15 protein-coding genes are annotated in these 17166 nt (G+C 42.2%); 9 read left to right on the forward strand and 6 right to left on the reverse strand.

Features of this window, described 5'->3' with window-relative positions:
- Positions 1–14 precede the first annotated feature (14 nt).
- Positions 15–443 (reverse strand): thioesterase family protein, encoded by a 429-nt coding sequence (locus MKJ01_RS08935; protein ID WP_241614306.1) that lies wholly within the window; start codon positions 441–443, stop codon positions 15–17.
- A gap of 136 nt (positions 444–579) precedes the next feature.
- On the opposite strand from MKJ01_RS08935, the gene dnaA reads away from it, so the two are divergent.
- From dnaA to MKJ01_RS08955, 4 genes are all read left to right on the forward strand, one after another.
- Positions 580–2034, forward strand: a complete 1455-nt coding sequence (gene dnaA / locus MKJ01_RS08940; protein ID WP_241614308.1) for a chromosomal replication initiator protein DnaA — start codon at positions 580–582, stop codon at positions 2032–2034.
- 107 nt (positions 2035–2141) lie between these two features.
- Entirely contained in the window at positions 2142–2621 is a 480-nt protein-coding gene (locus MKJ01_RS08945; protein WP_241614309.1) for a low molecular weight protein-tyrosine-phosphatase, read from the forward strand.
- Between the two features lie 16 nt (positions 2622–2637).
- Entirely contained in the window at positions 2638–3336 is a 699-nt protein-coding gene (locus tag MKJ01_RS08950) for an SAM-dependent methyltransferase (protein WP_241614310.1), read from the forward strand.
- Between the two features lie 254 nt (positions 3337–3590).
- Positions 3591–3968, forward strand: a complete 378-nt coding sequence (locus MKJ01_RS08955) for a hypothetical protein (protein ID WP_241614312.1) — start codon at positions 3591–3593, stop codon at positions 3966–3968.
- A gap of 199 nt (positions 3969–4167) precedes the next feature.
- Here MKJ01_RS08955 and MKJ01_RS08960 read toward each other — a convergent pair whose 3' ends face one another.
- From MKJ01_RS08960 to MKJ01_RS08970, 3 genes are all read right to left on the reverse strand, one after another.
- A complete protein-coding gene (locus tag MKJ01_RS08960; RefSeq protein ID WP_241614313.1) occupies positions 4168–5418 on the reverse strand; it encodes an arsenic transporter in 1251 nt (416 codons plus the stop codon).
- Positions 5419–5469: 51 nt separating this feature from the next.
- Entirely contained in the window at positions 5470–6696 is a 1227-nt protein-coding gene (locus MKJ01_RS08965) for an MFS transporter (RefSeq protein ID WP_241614314.1), read from the reverse strand.
- Positions 6697–7257: 561 nt separating this feature from the next.
- Complete coding sequence (locus MKJ01_RS08970) at positions 7258–9630, reverse strand: TonB-dependent receptor (RefSeq protein WP_241614315.1); 2373 nt, start codon at positions 9628–9630, stop codon at positions 7258–7260.
- 130 nt (positions 9631–9760) lie between these two features.
- On the opposite strand from MKJ01_RS08970, the gene MKJ01_RS08975 reads away from it, so the two are divergent.
- Positions 9761–11224 carry a sensor histidine kinase KdpD gene (locus MKJ01_RS08975; RefSeq protein ID WP_241614316.1) on the forward strand — a complete coding sequence of 488 codons (1464 nt, stop codon included), beginning with the start codon at positions 9761–9763 and terminating at the stop codon, positions 11222–11224.
- Positions 11214–11903: a response regulator transcription factor gene (locus tag MKJ01_RS08980; RefSeq protein ID WP_241614317.1), complete on the forward strand. Its 690-nt coding sequence runs from the start codon at positions 11214–11216 to the stop codon at positions 11901–11903. Before MKJ01_RS08975 ends, MKJ01_RS08980 begins: the two co-directional genes overlap by 11 nt.
- Positions 11904–11945: 42 nt before the next feature.
- Here the strand turns inward: MKJ01_RS08980 and MKJ01_RS08985 are convergent, their stop codons facing one another.
- Positions 11946–12863, reverse strand: coding sequence for a DUF4349 domain-containing protein (locus MKJ01_RS08985; RefSeq protein ID WP_241614318.1), 918 nt, complete (start codon positions 12861–12863; stop codon positions 11946–11948).
- 445 nt (positions 12864–13308) lie between these two features.
- On the opposite strand from MKJ01_RS08985, the gene MKJ01_RS08990 reads away from it, so the two are divergent.
- Positions 13309–14376, forward strand: coding sequence for a DUF2891 domain-containing protein (locus MKJ01_RS08990; RefSeq protein ID WP_241614319.1), 1068 nt, complete (start codon positions 13309–13311; stop codon positions 14374–14376).
- Here the strand turns inward: MKJ01_RS08990 and MKJ01_RS08995 are convergent.
- Positions 14373–14843 (reverse strand): DUF962 domain-containing protein, encoded by a 471-nt coding sequence (locus MKJ01_RS08995; RefSeq protein WP_241614321.1) that lies wholly within the window; start codon positions 14841–14843, stop codon positions 14373–14375. The two genes, MKJ01_RS08990 and MKJ01_RS08995, sit on opposite strands and share 4 nt — an antisense overlap.
- A 70-nt stretch (positions 14844–14913) precedes the next feature.
- Between MKJ01_RS08995 and MKJ01_RS09000 the strand changes: the two genes are divergently transcribed.
- Positions 14914–15759 carry an AraC family transcriptional regulator gene (locus MKJ01_RS09000; protein WP_241614322.1) on the forward strand — a complete coding sequence of 282 codons (846 nt, stop codon included), beginning with the start codon at positions 14914–14916 and terminating at the stop codon, positions 15757–15759.
- A gap of 87 nt (positions 15760–15846) precedes the next feature.
- Positions 15847–17157: a TolC family protein gene (locus MKJ01_RS09005; RefSeq protein ID WP_241614323.1), complete on the forward strand. Its 1311-nt coding sequence runs from the start codon at positions 15847–15849 to the stop codon at positions 17155–17157.
- Positions 17158–17166: the final 9 nt, after the last annotated feature.

Raw genomic sequence — 17166 nt, forward strand, 5'->3', positions numbered from 1 at the left:
AATAGGTGTGTTTTTTATCGTGTAACATCGGATGAACTGTCCCAGTTTTCTTCAATCAGTTTCATAAGATAGTCCGGGCATTTTACCACTTTATTGGTTTTGGCATCTAAAAAAAACAGGGTAGTGGCGGCTTCGGTAATCTTATGATGCTCTTCATTATAAATTTCATATTCAAATTCAATTTTTACACCGGGAATTTTTTTTACATACGTATGGATCTCAAGTTTTTCATCATAAAAAGCAGGCCGCAGGTATTTAATTTTATACTCCGAAACAGGGAGCCAAATTCCTTGATTTTCAATCTCGTTATATGACATTCCGAGGCTTCGAAAAAGTTCTACCCGGCCAATTTCAAGGTACTCTGCATAATTGCCGTAGTAGACGTATTTCATTGGGTCTGTCTCTCCGTAACGTACTCGTAATGAGTGTGTTGTGTGTATCATTTTTATCACTTAATTATTCATACAAATATATTTTTAAATAATCAATAAGCGCAATATTTTTTTTTAAAATAAAAAAATGAGACCTTTGTCATCCTTCTAAAATGAGTACTAACAAAGAATTAATCGGGGCATAATTATGGATGAAAATTTAATGATGATATGGCAGAAGTGCCTTCAGTTTATGCGCGATAATTTAAACGCTGCTGAAGATAATTCTGATCTGAAAAAACTTGAAAAATCTTTCGATTTACTGTTTGATAAGGTACAGCCGGTTTCTCTGGTTGACAACAACCTTACGCTAATGGTTCCGAGTGATTTTTACAAAGAATATATTGAGGATAATTACCTCTCTCTTCTTTCCGCTGCCCTGAAAAAGAACATAGGAAAAGGAGTGAAATTATGGTATTCGGTAATGGAAAACAAGCCTTCCGGTTTGGAGAAGCCTGTTACCATGAATATGAAAGGAAAAACGGTTCCTACGCCTAAAATGCAGGAGACCATGCCGCAGGGCTTTTCTTCCAACATTGTCAATCCTTTCGTAGTACCGGGAATCAAAAAAGTAAATATCGATTCCAACCTGAAATCGGATTTCTCTTTCGAGAATTATGTGGAAGGGGAAAGCAATAAATTTGCGGCTACCGTTGCGAGATCGATTGCAAAGAGACCGGGTGCCACTGCTTTTAACCCTTTATTTTTATACGGAGGATATGGAGTAGGGAAAACCCACCTTGGACAGGCTGTCGGTCTGGAAGTAAAAAGCCAGTTTCCCGATAAAGTGGTTTTGTATCTGTCGTCTGAAAAATTCATCCAGCAGTTCATTTCCGCAGCGAAAGCACACAAGCAGACTGAGTTTGCCAATTTCTACCAGATGGTGGATGTCCTTATTATTGATGATATTCAGTTCCTTTCCGGAAAATCGGCTACCCAGGACAGTTTCTTCCATATTTTCGATTACCTGCACCAGAACGGAAAACAGATTATCCTGACTTCCGATAAAGCGCCAGCAGATATTATGGATATCCAGGACAGAATTGTTTCCCGTTTTAAATGGGGACTTTCTGCAGAAATCAAATCCCCGGATTATTCTACCAGAAGACAGATTATCGTGGATAAGCTGAGCCGCGACGGGATTGTTTTAACCGAAGATATGCTTGATTTCCTTGCGTCCGAAGCCAAAACGAATGTAAGAGAGCTTATCGGTGTAATCAATTCAGTGATTGCCTATTCAACCATCTATAAATCGGATTTAAGTCTTGAGCTGTTAAAGGACACGATTAATAAAATTGCTGCCAACCAGAAAAAAATCATTAACATTCCTTATATTCAGGAAGTGGTGTGTGATTATTTCGGGATCAAGAGAGAGCAGCTTTTATCCAAAACCAGAAAAAGAGAGATTGCCTTGCCGAGACAACTGGCCATGTATTTTGCAAAAGAGCTTACCAATGCCACGTTTACCAAAATCGGTGAAGAAATGGGCGGGAAAGACCATTCTACCGTAATGTACGCTTGTGATACCATTAAAGATGTTTCCAAGATCGATAAGGAAGTGAAAAAATATGTTAAGGAACTATCCGAAAAAATCAAACAGTAGGAAAACCTTTTTGAAATATCTAAAAATGAAGAATAAACGTATTCTTCATTTTTTGTTTAGTTTTGTACCGTTAAAACAGCTGATGTTTCATCTTTAAACTCTATACAATGAAGATATTAATGGTCTGTCTCGGGAATATATGCAGAAGCCCTCTGGCAGAAGGAATCATGAAGACCAAGGTTCCTGCGGGAGTCCATGTGGATTCTGCCGGAACGATTTCTCAGCACGAAGGCAAACATCCTGATCCTAGGGCTTTAAAAACAGCTGAAATTCATGGTATCGATATTTCAGGGCAGCGTTCAAGACCTATAACCCATGCAGACCTGGAGAATTTTGATGCCATATACTGTATGGATATTAATGTGATGGAAGATGTGATCTCAAAAGCGGAGAATGAGGAACAGAGGCAAAAGATTTCCCTCTTCATGGAAGTGCTGGGTGATCACGGCAACGCAGAAGTTCCTGACCCGTACTGGGGCGGAATGGAAGAATTTGAAAACGTCTACCAGCTCCTGGATTGCGGATGTGAACAGATTGCACGCCGCTTAAACGAACAGACTCAAAACCCCATAACTTACGACTTATAACTCATAACTCTCAAAAATGCTTTTTTTACTTCCCGCTTACCTTTCAGAGAATACCCCGATTACCCATTTTTCCCCTGTCATCAAGGATTATATCATGCAGACTGATTATTTTTTCGTGGAAAATGAAAAGACGGCCCGGAAGGTCGTGAAGTTTTTTGCGCCGGAGAAAAAACAGTCAGACCTGAAATTATTCCTTTTGGATAAATACACCGAAAATGCAGATATCAAAGAGGCACAGTCGCTGATGATGAACGGACAGGATTTCGGATTGCTTTCCGAAGCCGGGCTGCCGTGCATTGCCGATCCCGGAAATTTAATTGTGAAATGGTGCCATGAAAAAAATATCCGGGTCGTTCCGGTATCCGGACCTTCATCCATTATCCTGGCTTTGATTTCAAGCGGTTTCAACGGGCAGGAATTTGCCTTTAACGGCTATCTTCCGATTGACAGAACCGAAAAGAAAAAGCAGATCCAGCATCTGGAAGGGCTTGTCCAGAGAACGGGATATTCCCAGATTTTCATGGAAACTCCATACCGCAACAACCAGCTTTTAGAAGACCTGTTTAAATTCTTATCCCCGAATATCAAACTGTGCATCGCTGCGAATATCAACGATCCGGAACACGAATTCATCCGTACCAAAACCATCAAGGACTGGCAGAAACATAAACCGGAGCTGCATAAAATCCCTGCGGTATTCGTGCTGGGGAAGTAATCCAGAGAGATTATGTTACTGCCCATTTAAAGAAATAGTCATGACATGAAAAATTCCCATCTACCGGAGGGGTGACCAATTTTTTTAAAATTTAGACGGGGTGGTTAATAGGAAATCACATATTTAACAAACTCTTACACCAAGCTAAAATCAGGCAATGCTATGAAAGTTTACAGATGTTGTTTTTTAACAACCCATTAACGTATGCTTAGCATTATTCTTGTCATTACAAGGGCATAACTAAAAAAACAATTATGTCGGACAAAAAATTAGCTGGATTATGGATGGATACCGAAAAAGCCATCGTTGTAAAAAATCATGATGCCCAGAACGCCTTTAAATTTTTCTTATGCAGCCCTGTGAAAGCAGAAATACAGCACGGAAATTCCAGCGAGAATGCCGGAAACAACGCCGAAAGAACCAACCGGATCAAATACTTTAAAGAAATAGAACACCTGCTGACCAATTCCCAGGAAGTCTATGTCACCGGCCCCGGAACCGTTCAGGAGGAATTTAAAAAATACCTTCACGATACCGCCCAGTTCAAGGATCTGAAGATTACGTTGGACACGTCCCAGCAAATGAGTGAAGAGCAGGTGCTGGAAAAAGTAAAGGAACATTTTAATGCTTAGATAATATAGATAATTGCAAAATAAAACTCCGAAGGCTAGTGGCTTCCGGAGTTTTTAATAAAATAAATTTGATGGTTTTCATCATCTCTTATTTTTTAGAACTATTTTTTTCATCTATATTATGATCTATTGAACATGCTGAATGCGAAAGAAAGATTATAAAAAACAAAATTCCGACAGGCTTAACGATCGCAATGATTTACTGAATCCTCACCACGATCAACGCAGCAATAAGCGCGGGGATCATAATAAAACAGCCCAACACCAGGAATTTCCATGCACTGATGGAATAGCCGTGCCGCCGCAGTTCGGTAAGCCACAGGATGGTTGCCAGAGAGCCAGTCACGGAAAGATTGGGCCCTACATCAATGCCGATCAGCACACTGCTTCTGACCAGTTCGGGAATATGCGCGGCAGAAACTACGCTTCCGGCGATCAAGCCTGATGGAAGGTTATTGATGAGGTTACTTCCGAAAGCCACGGTTAGACCACTTATCCATGCCGTTGCTTCCTCCGAGCGCGCTGCATGTTCTGTTACTGTTTTTGTTAACGTGGCAATGATTCCTGTCTGTGCCATTGCTTCCACCAGGATAAACAGGCCGGCTACAAGAGGAATGACCGACCACGAAATATGTCGGATCAGCCGGATTGGATTTTTTTTAGCCAGTACCGTAATCAGCAAAGCAGTACTGACCCCGGCAACAGCGGTCGGTAAACCCAGGTCCCAATGTTGAAATGAAGCAAACAGCAGAATGACGGTCGTCATCACAATACCTGCAAGTGCCATTTTACCTCCGGGTAGCAAAGTCTGAATTGCGAGATCCCGGGCAACAGGTTCACGGAGTACTTTTATTTGGGTAAGAAAAAGCATGATAAAAGTAAGAATAACCGAAACGGCGGAAGGCAACAGGTAAGTGCCCAGCCATGTTGAGAGTGAAGGCATGTTTTTCCCGTAAATCACTAGGTTGGCCGGGTTGGAAATAGGGAGCACGAAAGATGCTGCATTAGCTATAAAGGCGCATATCAGCAGGTAAGGGAGCGGCTGCTTTATCTTGGCACGTCTCATGGCCGCTGCAACGGCAGGGGTAAGCACAACAGCTGTGGCATCGTTGGACATGAAAGTGGTTACCACAAGGCCTACCAAATAGATTAAGATAAACAGCTTAACCGATGACCCCGCTGCAAAGCGGGTTGCATGGCACGCCAGCCAGTCGAAAAGTCCTTCCTGACGGGCACATTCCGCAAGCATCATCATTCCGGTAAGAAAAAGGTAAACATCCATGCCTTTAATGATTCCTGTCCATGCCCCGGAAAAGGTGATGAGTCCAAAAACCAGTAACAGCAGGGCTCCGCTTACGGCCCACACTGCTTCCGGAACTTTAAAAGGTCTTATGATGACACCAGCGGTAGCCAGCAAAGCGATCAGATAAATAAAAAATTCACTGCCCATATAATTCAGCTTTGGATCTCTATATTGATGATGGTAAAAGGTAATATAAATTTAGGTGACCGGATAGCCGCATTCCTTGATTATGGTTTTAGAATGGAAGACCCAAAGCGTAATGGAAATTACAGCAAAGCTTCCCAGAATCATAAAGGCATGCTCATAACCCATTTTCTGTTCGATCCATCCTCCGATGGCCGGACTTAAGGAAGCGCCTAATCCCTGAATCGTCATCACAGCGCCCTGTCCAATGTTAATGTGTCCGGTTCCGTTCAGGATATGGGCAACCAGTCCCGGAACCGCAACGCTCTGCAGTCCGGCTCCGATCCCGTCCAGAATCTGTACCGGATATAACCCGATATGGCTGATCATATTGGCAGCGATCAGCCCGCGTATAGGTAATGCAATGAATGAGATCAGCAGGACGAGCCAATAGCCTTTTTTCTCTGCAATTCTCATTGCAACGATTGAAGCGACGATCATGACAAGCTGTGCAATGATTACGGTGAGCGCTACAAACATAGAAGCATTGCCATTCATTTTGGTTGCTGCTGCCATGCCGTACAGCGGAAGTAACGCACCGTTTCCCAGGTGGAAACAAGCTAAGGCTGCTGCCAGGATCAACAGGGGCTTGCATTGGAACAATACTTTCAGTCCGCTTGCTTTTTCACTTTCTTCACTTTCTTCTTTCAGCCCGCGCGCTGCCTTGTTGTCGATACTTTCGGCAGGAATCATCAGGATGCTGATGATCGATAATACTCCAAACAGTGCAGCTAATAAAACGATGGCCGTCATTCCCCATTTCAGTCCCAGATATCCGGACAAAGCAGCACCTACAACATTTCCGGCATGGTTGAATGCCTGGTTATGGCCGTTCTGCCGGTTGAATCCTTTTTGTCTGACAATTCCCAACGTAATGCCGACTACCGCAGGACCGATGGCCGCACCCGCAATTGCTGTCGCCACCTGGGAAAGGGCAACCACCCAGAAGTCCTGTGAAAGGAGAATCAGGGCAGAAGCAATCACGGTACAGATTCCGGGGATAATCACATACCTGCGCTTATGGCTGGTAGCATCAATAGCAGCCCCGGCAGGAGCGGTCATCAGCATTCCGGCAATCCCTCCCAGCGTCATAACAGTACCGATCGGTCCGCTTTGCCAGCCTTTGGATAACAGGAAAATGCCGAGAAAGGGACCAATTCCGGCCTGCATATCGGCCATGAAAAAGTTAAGCGCTTTCAAAGGCCCTAAAGCACGACTGCCGGCGGATACAGATTTCGTCATACGTTTTAAATAGTATTACTTTTAAACAGGTTAAAGGAAACGGAGTTATATTTTAAAACCTTTTCAATGAATTAAATCTTAACACTAAAAGAGGCAAAAAATAATAATCAATGCCTTATTGTTTTGATGACTTTTATTGCTAAAATAAAAATTGAAACAGGTTGTGAAGATATCAATCTTAAAAGCATAAACATTTCTCATGTCTAAAGATATCGATCAGCTTTAATTACAAAGCTTGTCCAAATATCCTATCAAAGAATCTGCTATTCTGTACACTTTTATGAGACCGTATCCTAACGAAGTTTCGATTTGCAAAAATTAAGCCGCTTTCATTAAGATTTAAATACCACCTTTTCAATTTATGTAACTATTTATGAGACAGTAAAGAATACCCGTAAACAAAATTTTTATTCAATATTTTAAACTTGTTTCTAAAAAATTAACAGCTGGGCAACAGAAATCGCCGGCTGTTAATCGCATAGAATTTATATGGATAATCATTTACAATAGTCCCTTTCTGTAATTAAATATAATCCGTTAGTAAATACTTTGACGGCAAAATTACAGGGCTCTTTTCCTTTCTTCTTCACTTGCTGTGGTGCGGTTTCGTGAGGCGGTAATATTTTTGCCTAGCCGGTATTGCAGGCTCAGTGTTACAAAGCGGCTTTCGCGGTGATAGAAAAAGCTGCTCTGCTGGTCCTGGTAATTGATTCTGACAAAATTATTATTGGTATTAAAAATATCGGTTGCCGTAAGCCGCAGTGTTCCTGCATTTTTCAGGATATTCATCTTAATACCTGCATCTATCTGGGAATTGACGCGCGCCGTATAGACTCCCTGAATGCCCGGACTGTTATACGTAGCATTGATTTCAGCTTTCAGCCCGGTTCCCTTATCCAAAGAAAACGACTGGTTAAGAGAACCTGAAAAAGAAACCATGTGATTATCGAAGCTTCCCGACAGATATTCTGATTTTTCCCGCTGTCGGTAAACATCGGCTAAGAGGTTGAGATCCCACCAGGCCAGAAGTTTTATCTGTGCCGACAGCCGCATACCTGCCATAGCACTAAGCCCGAGATTAGCCTGCGTACCATAATACCTTTGGGTTTTATTGTCCTGTACTTCAATATTGGTAAATACATCACGGGTAGAGGTGTAATACGCTGTGAGATTGTATTTCTGTTTGTATGTGTAGCCTGCTTCCAAACTATGCACAAAGGCCGGGCGCAGGGCCGGATTTCCTGCATATACAATGTAAGGGGAAGAGAAACGTTTGGCAGGATTCAGACGGTTGTATTCGGGCCGTTCGATTCGGTAGGCGTAATTGAGCTGCAACTCATGCGAATCGTTAAGCCTGTACTGAACGAATAAGGTCGGGAATAGCTTGAAATAATTTCTCTTATTCAGCAGATCCTGATTTTGCAAGTAGCCGTTGGTACGTGTAAATTCACCGCGCAGCCCGCCCTGCACCGTCCATGATCCCAGATTACCGGATGCGCTGGTATAAAAAGAAGCTACATTTTCACGGTAGATAAAATGATTGCTGTTTGCTTCTACTGCTGTAAATACCGATGTGTCACGGTTAAAATAATCAAAGATACTGGTACTTTTTGTACTGCTGTACTTGATTCCTGAAGTGATCTCCAGTCCTTTGGAAGCTTTAAAATGATAATCTGCTTTACCCGAAAGAATATCGATATCCTGTGAGCTTGGAGTATATATATGAAAGAAGCTGGAGGTTTCGCTGCCGTCAGGAAGCAATGTTACATTGTCTGTGAATGATCGGCTGCTGTTCCGGAAAGGGGAATAATCCAGATCGATATTCAGGCTGCTTTTCGCCGAATCCAGTTTCAGGTTATAATTAAGGTTATATGTATACTGATTTCCAAAGGTTGAAGCATAATTATCCGTGTTCAGAAGAGAATCGGGTTTCATTGCCGGTCTGCTGATTCGGGTAACGGCAGATCCTTGAGAGCTGCCTTTCCTGTTGTTTCCGGTAACCAAAAAGCCCAGTAGCTGATTGTCTGTGACCTGATAATCAATACCTAATCGGTAAGCATGAGGATCGGAGGCATATATCGTACGATGGGTACCGTTCCATAAAGAATTTCCATAATTAATAAATGTATTATGGTCCTGGAAAGTATTCCGGCGGGTAAATCCGTAGCTTCCGTACATATTCCATTTGTTTTTTCGGTAATTGAAGGTGGTATTGCCGGTGTATCCTGTACGGGATCCCTGAGTAAGGCCGCCTGAAAGGTTAATAGTAAGACCTTGTTTTTTTGATTTTTTGGTAATGATGTTGATTACCGAAGCTCCTTCTGCGTCAAACCGCGCAGGTGGATTGGAGAAAATTTCAATCTGGGCAACCTGGTCTGACGGCATTCCCTGAAGATAGGCCGCCAGATCATCACCGGAAAGCGTTAAGGGTTTTCCATCCAGGTAGATCCTGACATTCTTACGGTTGGCAGTCAACGTATTGGAAGAAGTCACCTGAACGCCCGGTGCTTTGGATAATGCTTCCCAGGCACTGCCTCCGGAAGCAATAATGCTGTTTTCCACATGAAAGCTGATACGGTCGATCTTCCGTTCAATGAGAGGCTTTCTTTTGGTCATGGTAACTTCCTCAATCATATGCTCACTTTTTTGCATGACAAGGGAAATCTCTTCCTTCGGCAGCTGCAGAGTTATTTGTACTGGCTGATAACCGGATAAGGAAGCTGTAAGCGTATAATTTCCTGCTTCCGGATGGTTCAAACTGAAGTCTCCAAGATCAGAGAAAGCCGTGGCAATCTGCTTCTGGTCTTTTGTTAAAGTAATCGTCACGGCATCCAGCAGATGGCCTTTGGTATCTTTTACAGTGCCCTTTACTGAGTTTTGGGAATGCATGATTCCTGAAATGCTTATCAGGAGAAATAATAGGATATTTTTCATACGGCAAACCTACACCAGTTCTATGTTAAGGCCCGTTAATCACGGTTAAATAGCATCAGTCAGGGTTAATTAAGGTTAAATCTTTCTGTATATGGTATTGATATTCCATAATTATCATCAAATTAGCGGTATGAAATGGCTCTCCAATCGATATGCTTATCCGCTCGTACTCTTTGCTATGATTGCCAGTATTGCGCTCCAGGCGGCCTGGCTGATCCAGTTGTTCCATTCCCAGCAGGTTCAGGTGAAAAGAGATCTGGACCAGGCAGTTGCCGATGCTGCGCGTATGAGCGAATACCTGAGTGTAGCGCCGGGACACGAAAACAACGAAAACTTCAGGAATTTCTTTCTATCCCCGGAATGGCTACAGCTTAAGCAATCGTATACCCATATGCGGAACAAAGGAATTTCAAGCCGTTTTGAAACAGAAATGAGGAATGACAGTACGCTGATTACCATTGGTTTGCGCATCGCTAATCATAAATCTAAACCCAGGAAGAGAAGGCTGGTTTCTGTATTTGATAACGGGGAAACCCTGGAGACCGTCATGGCGGCAGATAAAAGGGATCTCCGGCGGATGGACAGCCTGGTAAAGCTCGAATGCCGGCGGCAGAATATTAATACCTCAAGTTTTTATATTCTTTACGATTATAAGACCGGTAAACCGGAATCTCAGGAAAACTGGAATAAGGCACAAAATGCCGACTACCGAAGCCTGCATTTTGGATACAACCTCAATTTTTTTATTCATACCTATCAGCTTGTGGTTCCTTCTATAACAAAAGTGGTTCTTCAAAGGATGCGGTATTACCTGATTTCTTCCTTTCTGATGATCTTGCTGACCGGCCTGGCATTCCGTTTCCTCTTTAAAGTCTTGCAGAGCCAGCGGCTTTATACCCAGGCCCGGCTTGCTTTTACCGGGAATATGACTCACGAACTGAAAACGCCGGTAGCTATTATCGAAGCGGCCCTGGATTCCATTACAAGATATCAGCTTAAAAATGATCCGGTCCGTATGGAGAATTATCTGGCCATCAGTAAAACAGAGATCAACCGTCTGAACCTGATGATCGATAAGGTACTGAATCTGGAACAGCTGGACAATGGTGAGATCAACCTGCGTCCCGAGCTGTATGATGTACAGCAGGGACTCGACAGGGTAGTATCTTCTATGCGCTTGCAGAACGGCGGCGGTTCAGTAACGATTGATTATTTTCCCTCTGAAGAGCCTTGTTTCGTGAATGGTGATCCGGTGCATCTTACCAACGTTTTTTATAATCTGCTGGATAATGCGGTTAAATACAGTGGCCCGGAAGTATTGATCAAAGTAACCTGTAAGTCTGTACATGAGCAGATCATTGTCACGGTTCAGGATAACGGACCGGGAATTTCCAAAATATACCGTAACCGTATTTTTGAACGGTTTTTCCGGATCCCTGAAAATCCGGATATCCATATGGTAAAAGGAACCGGGCTTGGCCTTCATTATGTGAAGCAGATTATTGCAAAACACGGGGGAACCATTACCGTAGCCGGAGAGCCGGATACCGGAAGCATATTTATTGTTAATTTACCTGCTTATCATGAAATATAAAATATTGTATGCCGAAGACGAACTTACTTTGGCGGAAATCATCAGCGACGGCCTCAGAAGCAGCGGCTACGAGGTGGAAGCAGCTGCTGACGGGCGGACAGCTCTTCAGCTTTTCGAATCCGGATCACCGGATCTTTGCGTGCTCGATATTATGATGCCTCTGAAAGACGGATATACGCTGGCAGAAGATATCCGCAGGCTGAACAGTACCGTTCCTATTATTTTCCTGAGCGCGAAATCTTTACCCGAAGATGTGATCAAGGGATTCAGGAGTGGTGGAAACGATTATCTGAAGAAACCCTTTAATATGGGAGAATTGCTCATTCGTATAGAAGCATTGCTGACACGCTTCGGCAACCCTTTGAAGCAGTATGCGCCGTCTTCCAACCGGAAAATATTCGGAGACTGTACGCTCGATACCGTAAGCCAGGAGTTAATTACGCCTCATGGGCAGTACAGGATTTCCTATAAGGAGACTGCTATCCTGGAATTGCTATTGGAACACCGCAATGCCTTACTGCCAAGGCAAGCAGCACTGCTTAAAATATGGGGAGATGACAGCTACTACAATGCACGGAGTATGGATGTATTTATGTCCCACCTTCGGAAAATGCTGAAAGATGATCCGAAAGTGGAGCTGATGAGCATCAGAGGAGCCGGATATAAACTGCTCTGCTAGATCAGGTAAAGCCTGATAAGATATAAAGCTCTTACATTGAGATTATTTGTTTTTTCTTTTGCATAACAATCTTTTCCATACCAAAATAACAACAGGAATCAGTAGGAAAAACGGCCATAAAGCAATAATGCCAAGCAGGAAGGTTACAAAGCTGTTCCAGCCTTCCGTAAGCGAATCCCCGAAACGGCTTCCGAAACCGATCTTGGAAGTTTCAGAACTTCTTACCTTTTCTTTGTGGAGGCTGAGGTTCAGGGTGCTGTAATCCACACGGTCATCAATAAACCGCAGCCTGCCTTCCGAAACATCGATTTCATCTTCCAGCGCTCTGATATTTTCCTGGATTTCCAGCATATCTTTAGTCGTCTTTGCACTTTTCAACATATCGCGGTATTTTTCCAGGTATATTTTTTTATTCGCCAATTTGATCGAAATATCGGTGTATTCTTCAGTCACATCATCGGAAGAGATGTTTTTTGACAGCACTGAACCAACACCGTCTGAAAAAGTATTGATCAGGGCATCGAAATTCTGATGAGGGACCCTGATGGTAAAATCAAGATTTTCATCAACATCAGTATTGCTGAAATTTTCTTTCTGTATATAGGCTTTATTCTTTTTCAGGATGCTATTGACCTGGTTCTGTGCTTTTTTAATATCACTTACCTGAATGGACATGTTCCCGTTTTTAATGACTTTCTTGGATATTGCTGTTGTGTTTCGGGTCGGTTTACCGGTTTCAGGTTCTACATCTTCGGCTGATGCTACAGCAGAACTTACGGTTTTATCATTTACAGGCTCCATCTCTCTTGGTGGTGGTGGAGCTTCTTCTTTAGATGCTTCAACAACATCATCGGCCAATACTTCGACCAGATCAGCTTTTACTTCGTGTTGGGAATCATTTTTAGATTTTCCGCAATGGATAATAAGCAGGCAGAACAGAGGCAACAATACTTTTTTCATGGTGTTCATTTTTACAATATTACCTAAAATTACGTTTTCTTAAAACAGGTAAAGTATAAATTTAAAAATAAATTACATTTTAGTATTTCAAAGTTGTTTACAACCCTATCTAAAATAATTTATTACTGATTTTTGATTCAGCAGATTTAATGTTAGGAACGGAAGAACAAACCTTTTAAATATAAACACAAAGTTTCATTGATAAAGACTTCATATGTAAAAGTAGAGGATAACAGCAAAGCCACTGATAAATCATATGGATAAAACAGGTGCATCATCCAATCAGCTTGCTGCTTCAATCTTCACCTTTAAATAAAACATACAGAAAAAAAATCTTTGCATTAAAAAATTAAACATCTCGTGCATAAATGACATATTTTAAATGGTTACCAATTTTTAAATGGTTACCAATACGACGAACCGTATATTTTTTTATTTTTATCGGATGAAAAACAGTCTTTTGGGAGTATTGATTATTCCTTTTTCAATGTACGCACAGGACGTTCCGAAGCTTAGCGATGACATGGCCATGAAATTAGCGGAAAAACCGCTGCACTGTATTGCGCAGGAATACCCGAATAAAACGGCCCATATCATCAACAATGCCGGTGAGGTTTCTTTAAGCCCGAAGGTATTACATCCGAGTTTTTACGGCTGTTTCGACTGGCACAGCTCGGTTCACGGACACTGGATGCTGGTGAGATTATTAAAAACCAAACCGGGCTTATCTGTTGCCAAGGATATTGAAAATATCCTGGATCACTCCTTTACAAAAGAAAACCTCCAGACGGAAGCAGATTATTTTACAAAATATCAGCTTACCACTACTTTTGAAAGAACTTACGGCTGGGCCTGGCTCCTGAAGCTGGATCAGGAACTGATTGCCTGGGATCATCCGAAAGCAAAGCTTTGGCATCAGAACCTAAAACCGTTAACCGATAAAATCTTAAGTTCCTGGAAATCTTACCTTCCCAAACAAACCTATCCAAACCGGACCGGCGTTCATCCCAATACCGCCTTTGCTATGGCTTTCGCCATCGACTGGGCCAGAGCAAATAAGGATAAAGATTTTGAAAATCAACTATTGGAAAAGGCAAAATATTTTTATCTGAAAGACGAAAAAACACCGGCTTATCTTGAACCGGATGGTTCGGACTTGTTTTCGCCCAGCCTGGAAATTGCCGATCTGATGCGAAGAGTGCTCCCTCAGAAGGAATTTGTACAGTGGCTGAATACTTTCTACGAAAAACGCAGCCTTGAGAATATTGAAAAAATCTCTGTGGTAAGTGATTTGTCAGATTACCAGACCGTTCATCTGGTTGGGTTGTCTTTTTCCAAAGCCTGGTGCATGAAAGGAATTGCTAAGGCCCTGCCGGATCATCATCCATTGAAAAAAGATTTCCAGAAAACCGCTCAGGTCTTCTTATCCAATGGGATTCCTTTATTATTCCAGGGAAATTACGGCGGAGACCACTGGCTGGCAAGTTTTGCCGTGTATGCCCTGGAAGATTAATACCGGATACCAGCTTTCTTCAGGATAAAGCTCAGCAGCCAGATCGGTCCGATCAGGAGAAACTGGATGTCTTTCAGGAATGAAGGCTTTTTTCCTTCAACTTTATGCCCGATAAACTGTAACAGCCAGGTGATTACAAAAACCGAAAGATAAACAAGCCATGGTCTTTCTGAACGGGTATTCACGCCGAAAGCAAAACTTTCCATGATCACCATAAGAACAAGCATAATGAAGCCAATTAAAAAAGAAAGCCTCATATAAAATACGGTGACTAAAGCCATGGCGGCAAGGCTCACAAAGCTTATACACCCGATGTAGATAAAGCAGATGGACTTTGAGGGAATCAGCGAGATAAAGCCTAAGATCGTCCAGAAAATCAATGGAACACAGATCCAGTGAATCAGTTTATTGGTACTGTTTCTGTGGCTTTCTGCGTATTCTGCAAACAATAAATCTATCTTTCTCATACCGGTTATTTGGAAAACACTAAAATAATAAATTTTTGCAATCGCTCAGCAGATTGCTTATATTTGTGTTATGTCTGTCCTGGAAAAATTCGGAGTTGAGATTTTTACGCAACATAATATTTTCGAGCGGATTGCTACCGATAAGCCTTTCCGGCCCGATAATCCTGCTTTTATCTTCATTAAGACGGGAACTATAAAGCTTAAACAGCATTTCAGGGATCTTGAGCTTTCCGCCAATATGTTTATGGTGACTGATCCGCAGACCGTCTACGAAATGATTTCCGTTAGCGATGATTTCCAGTCGAGGATGGTATCCTACAAAAGAGAATTTATTTCAGCCCTCTCCCTGAAGTTCAACCGGCTTATTACCTACCGGTATTTCAGGCAGCAAATGAATATCGGTGTGGCTTTTCATCCCGATGAAATGGAAGTGGTGTGGAAAAGTGTCAATTTCCTGAAATATATTCTGGACTCTGAAACGGAAATGACCTATAAAAAAGAAATCGTAGAACATCTTTTTTCCGTATTCTGCTACCAGATGGCGGGGATTATCTCCAAGGAAGACAGCAATGCCATGAACCAGATGTCGAGACAGGAGGAAATTGTTTTTATTTTCTTAAATGACCTATCCAAATTCCATAATAAGGAACGCGGTGTAGAGTTTTATGCAGCGCGCCAGTCTATTACAACCAGACATTTCTCTGCAGTAGTGAAGGAAGTGACCGGTAAATCTGCCGGCCAGGTGATTGCACTGGTTGTGATGAACGAGGCCAAAGTACTGCTGAACTCCTCCAGTAAGCCTGTTTCAGAAATTTCTTCCACACTTGGATTCAGTGATCCGTATTCATTTTCGCATTTTTTTAAAAAACATTTCGGTGAAAGTCCGTCACAGTACCGTAACCAATTTGAAAGCTGAATCTTACATTTGAACATCTTTTTCCAAAATTTAAACATTTGTTTGAACGCATGTGTACCATAACTTTGCATCGTAAAACAAGGTACAATGGCAAAGAATATAAAAACAGTACTATCACTAGTGATAGCAGTCTTTCCTGCGCTGTTTTTTTCACAGGACAGAAAACAGATGACGGCAGAGGAGGCGGCCGGGCTTGCGGTGCAGAACCAGCAGCAGCTGAAAGTTTCCGCATGGAACATTGATATTGCAAAACAGAATACAGCTCTTGTAAAGCTTCAGAAACTGCCTAATATTACGGCTTCAACAAGTCAGTTTTATTTAGGGAACGCTTTAGTAATCGATAAAGATTTTTCAAACTCCACGAATGTTCCTATGCCTCATTACGGAAGCTCTTATGCGGTACAGGCTACGCAGCTGATTTTTAAAGGAGGCCTGGTGAACAAATCTATTGAGATGGCAGGGCTCCGTGAACAGCTTTCTGAGTTGGATCTCGAAAAAAATAAGCTGGACGTAAAATTTCTGGTGATCTCCAATTATCTCGATATGTATAAAACAGTGAATCAGCAGGAGGTTTTTCAAAATAACAAAAAACTGGCCCAGGAAAGGCTGAAGAATATCCAGAAATTTTATCAGCAGGGGATGGTGACCAGAAATGAAGTCATCCGTGGAGAATTGGCTATTAAAAACCTTGACCAGGGAATTTTAACCTTATCCAACAACCGAAAGATCCTTAATTATAATCTGAATATGGCGTTAGGACTGCCGGCTGATACCGAGATTATTCCCATTGAAAAACTGGAAAATAAAGAAACTGGAATCGGGATGGATTATTACCTAAGCTTGGCTCATGAAAGCAATCCGCTGGTAAAATCAGCTCATACCAACATCAGCGTTGCCGATAAAAACATCGAAATCATCAAAACCGATAAGATGCCTGCGATATCAGGATTCGGCGGGTATGCTTTACAACGGCCCATCACAACGAGAAACCCTGTATTGGATATGTATTCCGGAGGCTGGCAGACCGGGATTTCCCTGACCTATAATATTGATAACCTGTATAAAACAAAAGAACGGGTGAAATTGGGTGAGCTTCAGAAAGTCCAGGCCGGTGATGTCTTAACCCTGACTGAACAGAATATCGATATGGCTGTGAATGCTGCTTATGTAAAATATCAGGAATCGATCCAGCAAGCCGATATCCTGAACGATGCCAAAAAATTAGCCGAAGAAAACTATAAAATTACAGAGGCTAAATATCTGAATCAGTTAGCGGTTCAGGCAGAAATGATCGATGCGCAGAACCAGAAGCTCCAGTCCGAGCTGGATTACAGCAACGCGGAAATCAATGTGCTGTATCAATATTATAATCTTTTAAAATCTACAGGAACACTATAATCTTACGCG

Source organism: Chryseobacterium sp. SSA4.19 (assembly GCF_022601875.1).
Taxonomy (GTDB): domain Bacteria; phylum Bacteroidota; class Bacteroidia; order Flavobacteriales; family Weeksellaceae; genus Chryseobacterium.

What these genes read in the sequence shown, in the direction of transcription:
- MKJ01_RS08935 (WP_241614306.1), bottom strand. Translation starts at nt 443, where the DNA reads ATGATACACACAACACACTCATTACGAGTACGTTACGGAGAGACAGAC.
- dnaA (WP_241614308.1), top strand. Translation starts at nt 580, where the DNA reads ATGGATGAAAATTTAATGATGATATGGCAGAAGTGCCTTCAGTTTATG.
- MKJ01_RS08945 (WP_241614309.1), top strand. Translation starts at nt 2,142, where the DNA reads ATGAAGATATTAATGGTCTGTCTCGGGAATATATGCAGAAGCCCTCTG.
- MKJ01_RS08950 (WP_241614310.1), top strand. Translation starts at nt 2,638, where the DNA reads ATGCTTTTTTTACTTCCCGCTTACCTTTCAGAGAATACCCCGATTACC.
- MKJ01_RS08955 (WP_241614312.1), top strand. Translation starts at nt 3,591, where the DNA reads ATGTCGGACAAAAAATTAGCTGGATTATGGATGGATACCGAAAAAGCC.
- MKJ01_RS08960 (WP_241614313.1), bottom strand. Translation starts at nt 5,418, where the DNA reads ATGGGCAGTGAATTTTTTATTTATCTGATCGCTTTGCTGGCTACCGCT.
- MKJ01_RS08965 (WP_241614314.1), bottom strand. Translation starts at nt 6,696, where the DNA reads ATGACGAAATCTGTATCCGCCGGCAGTCGTGCTTTAGGGCCTTTGAAA.
- MKJ01_RS08970 (WP_241614315.1), bottom strand. Translation starts at nt 9,630, where the DNA reads ATGAAAAATATCCTATTATTTCTCCTGATAAGCATTTCAGGAATCATG.
- MKJ01_RS08975 (WP_241614316.1), top strand. Translation starts at nt 9,761, where the DNA reads ATGAAATGGCTCTCCAATCGATATGCTTATCCGCTCGTACTCTTTGCT.
- MKJ01_RS08980 (WP_241614317.1), top strand. Translation starts at nt 11,214, where the DNA reads ATGAAATATAAAATATTGTATGCCGAAGACGAACTTACTTTGGCGGAA.
- MKJ01_RS08985 (WP_241614318.1), bottom strand. Translation starts at nt 12,863, where the DNA reads ATGAAAAAAGTATTGTTGCCTCTGTTCTGCCTGCTTATTATCCATTGC.
- MKJ01_RS08990 (WP_241614319.1), top strand. Translation starts at nt 13,309, where the DNA reads ATGAAAAACAGTCTTTTGGGAGTATTGATTATTCCTTTTTCAATGTAC.
- MKJ01_RS08995 (WP_241614321.1), bottom strand. Translation starts at nt 14,843, where the DNA reads ATGAGAAAGATAGATTTATTGTTTGCAGAATACGCAGAAAGCCACAGA.
- MKJ01_RS09000 (WP_241614322.1), top strand. Translation starts at nt 14,914, where the DNA reads ATGTCTGTCCTGGAAAAATTCGGAGTTGAGATTTTTACGCAACATAAT.
- MKJ01_RS09005 (WP_241614323.1), top strand. Translation starts at nt 15,847, where the DNA reads ATGGCAAAGAATATAAAAACAGTACTATCACTAGTGATAGCAGTCTTT.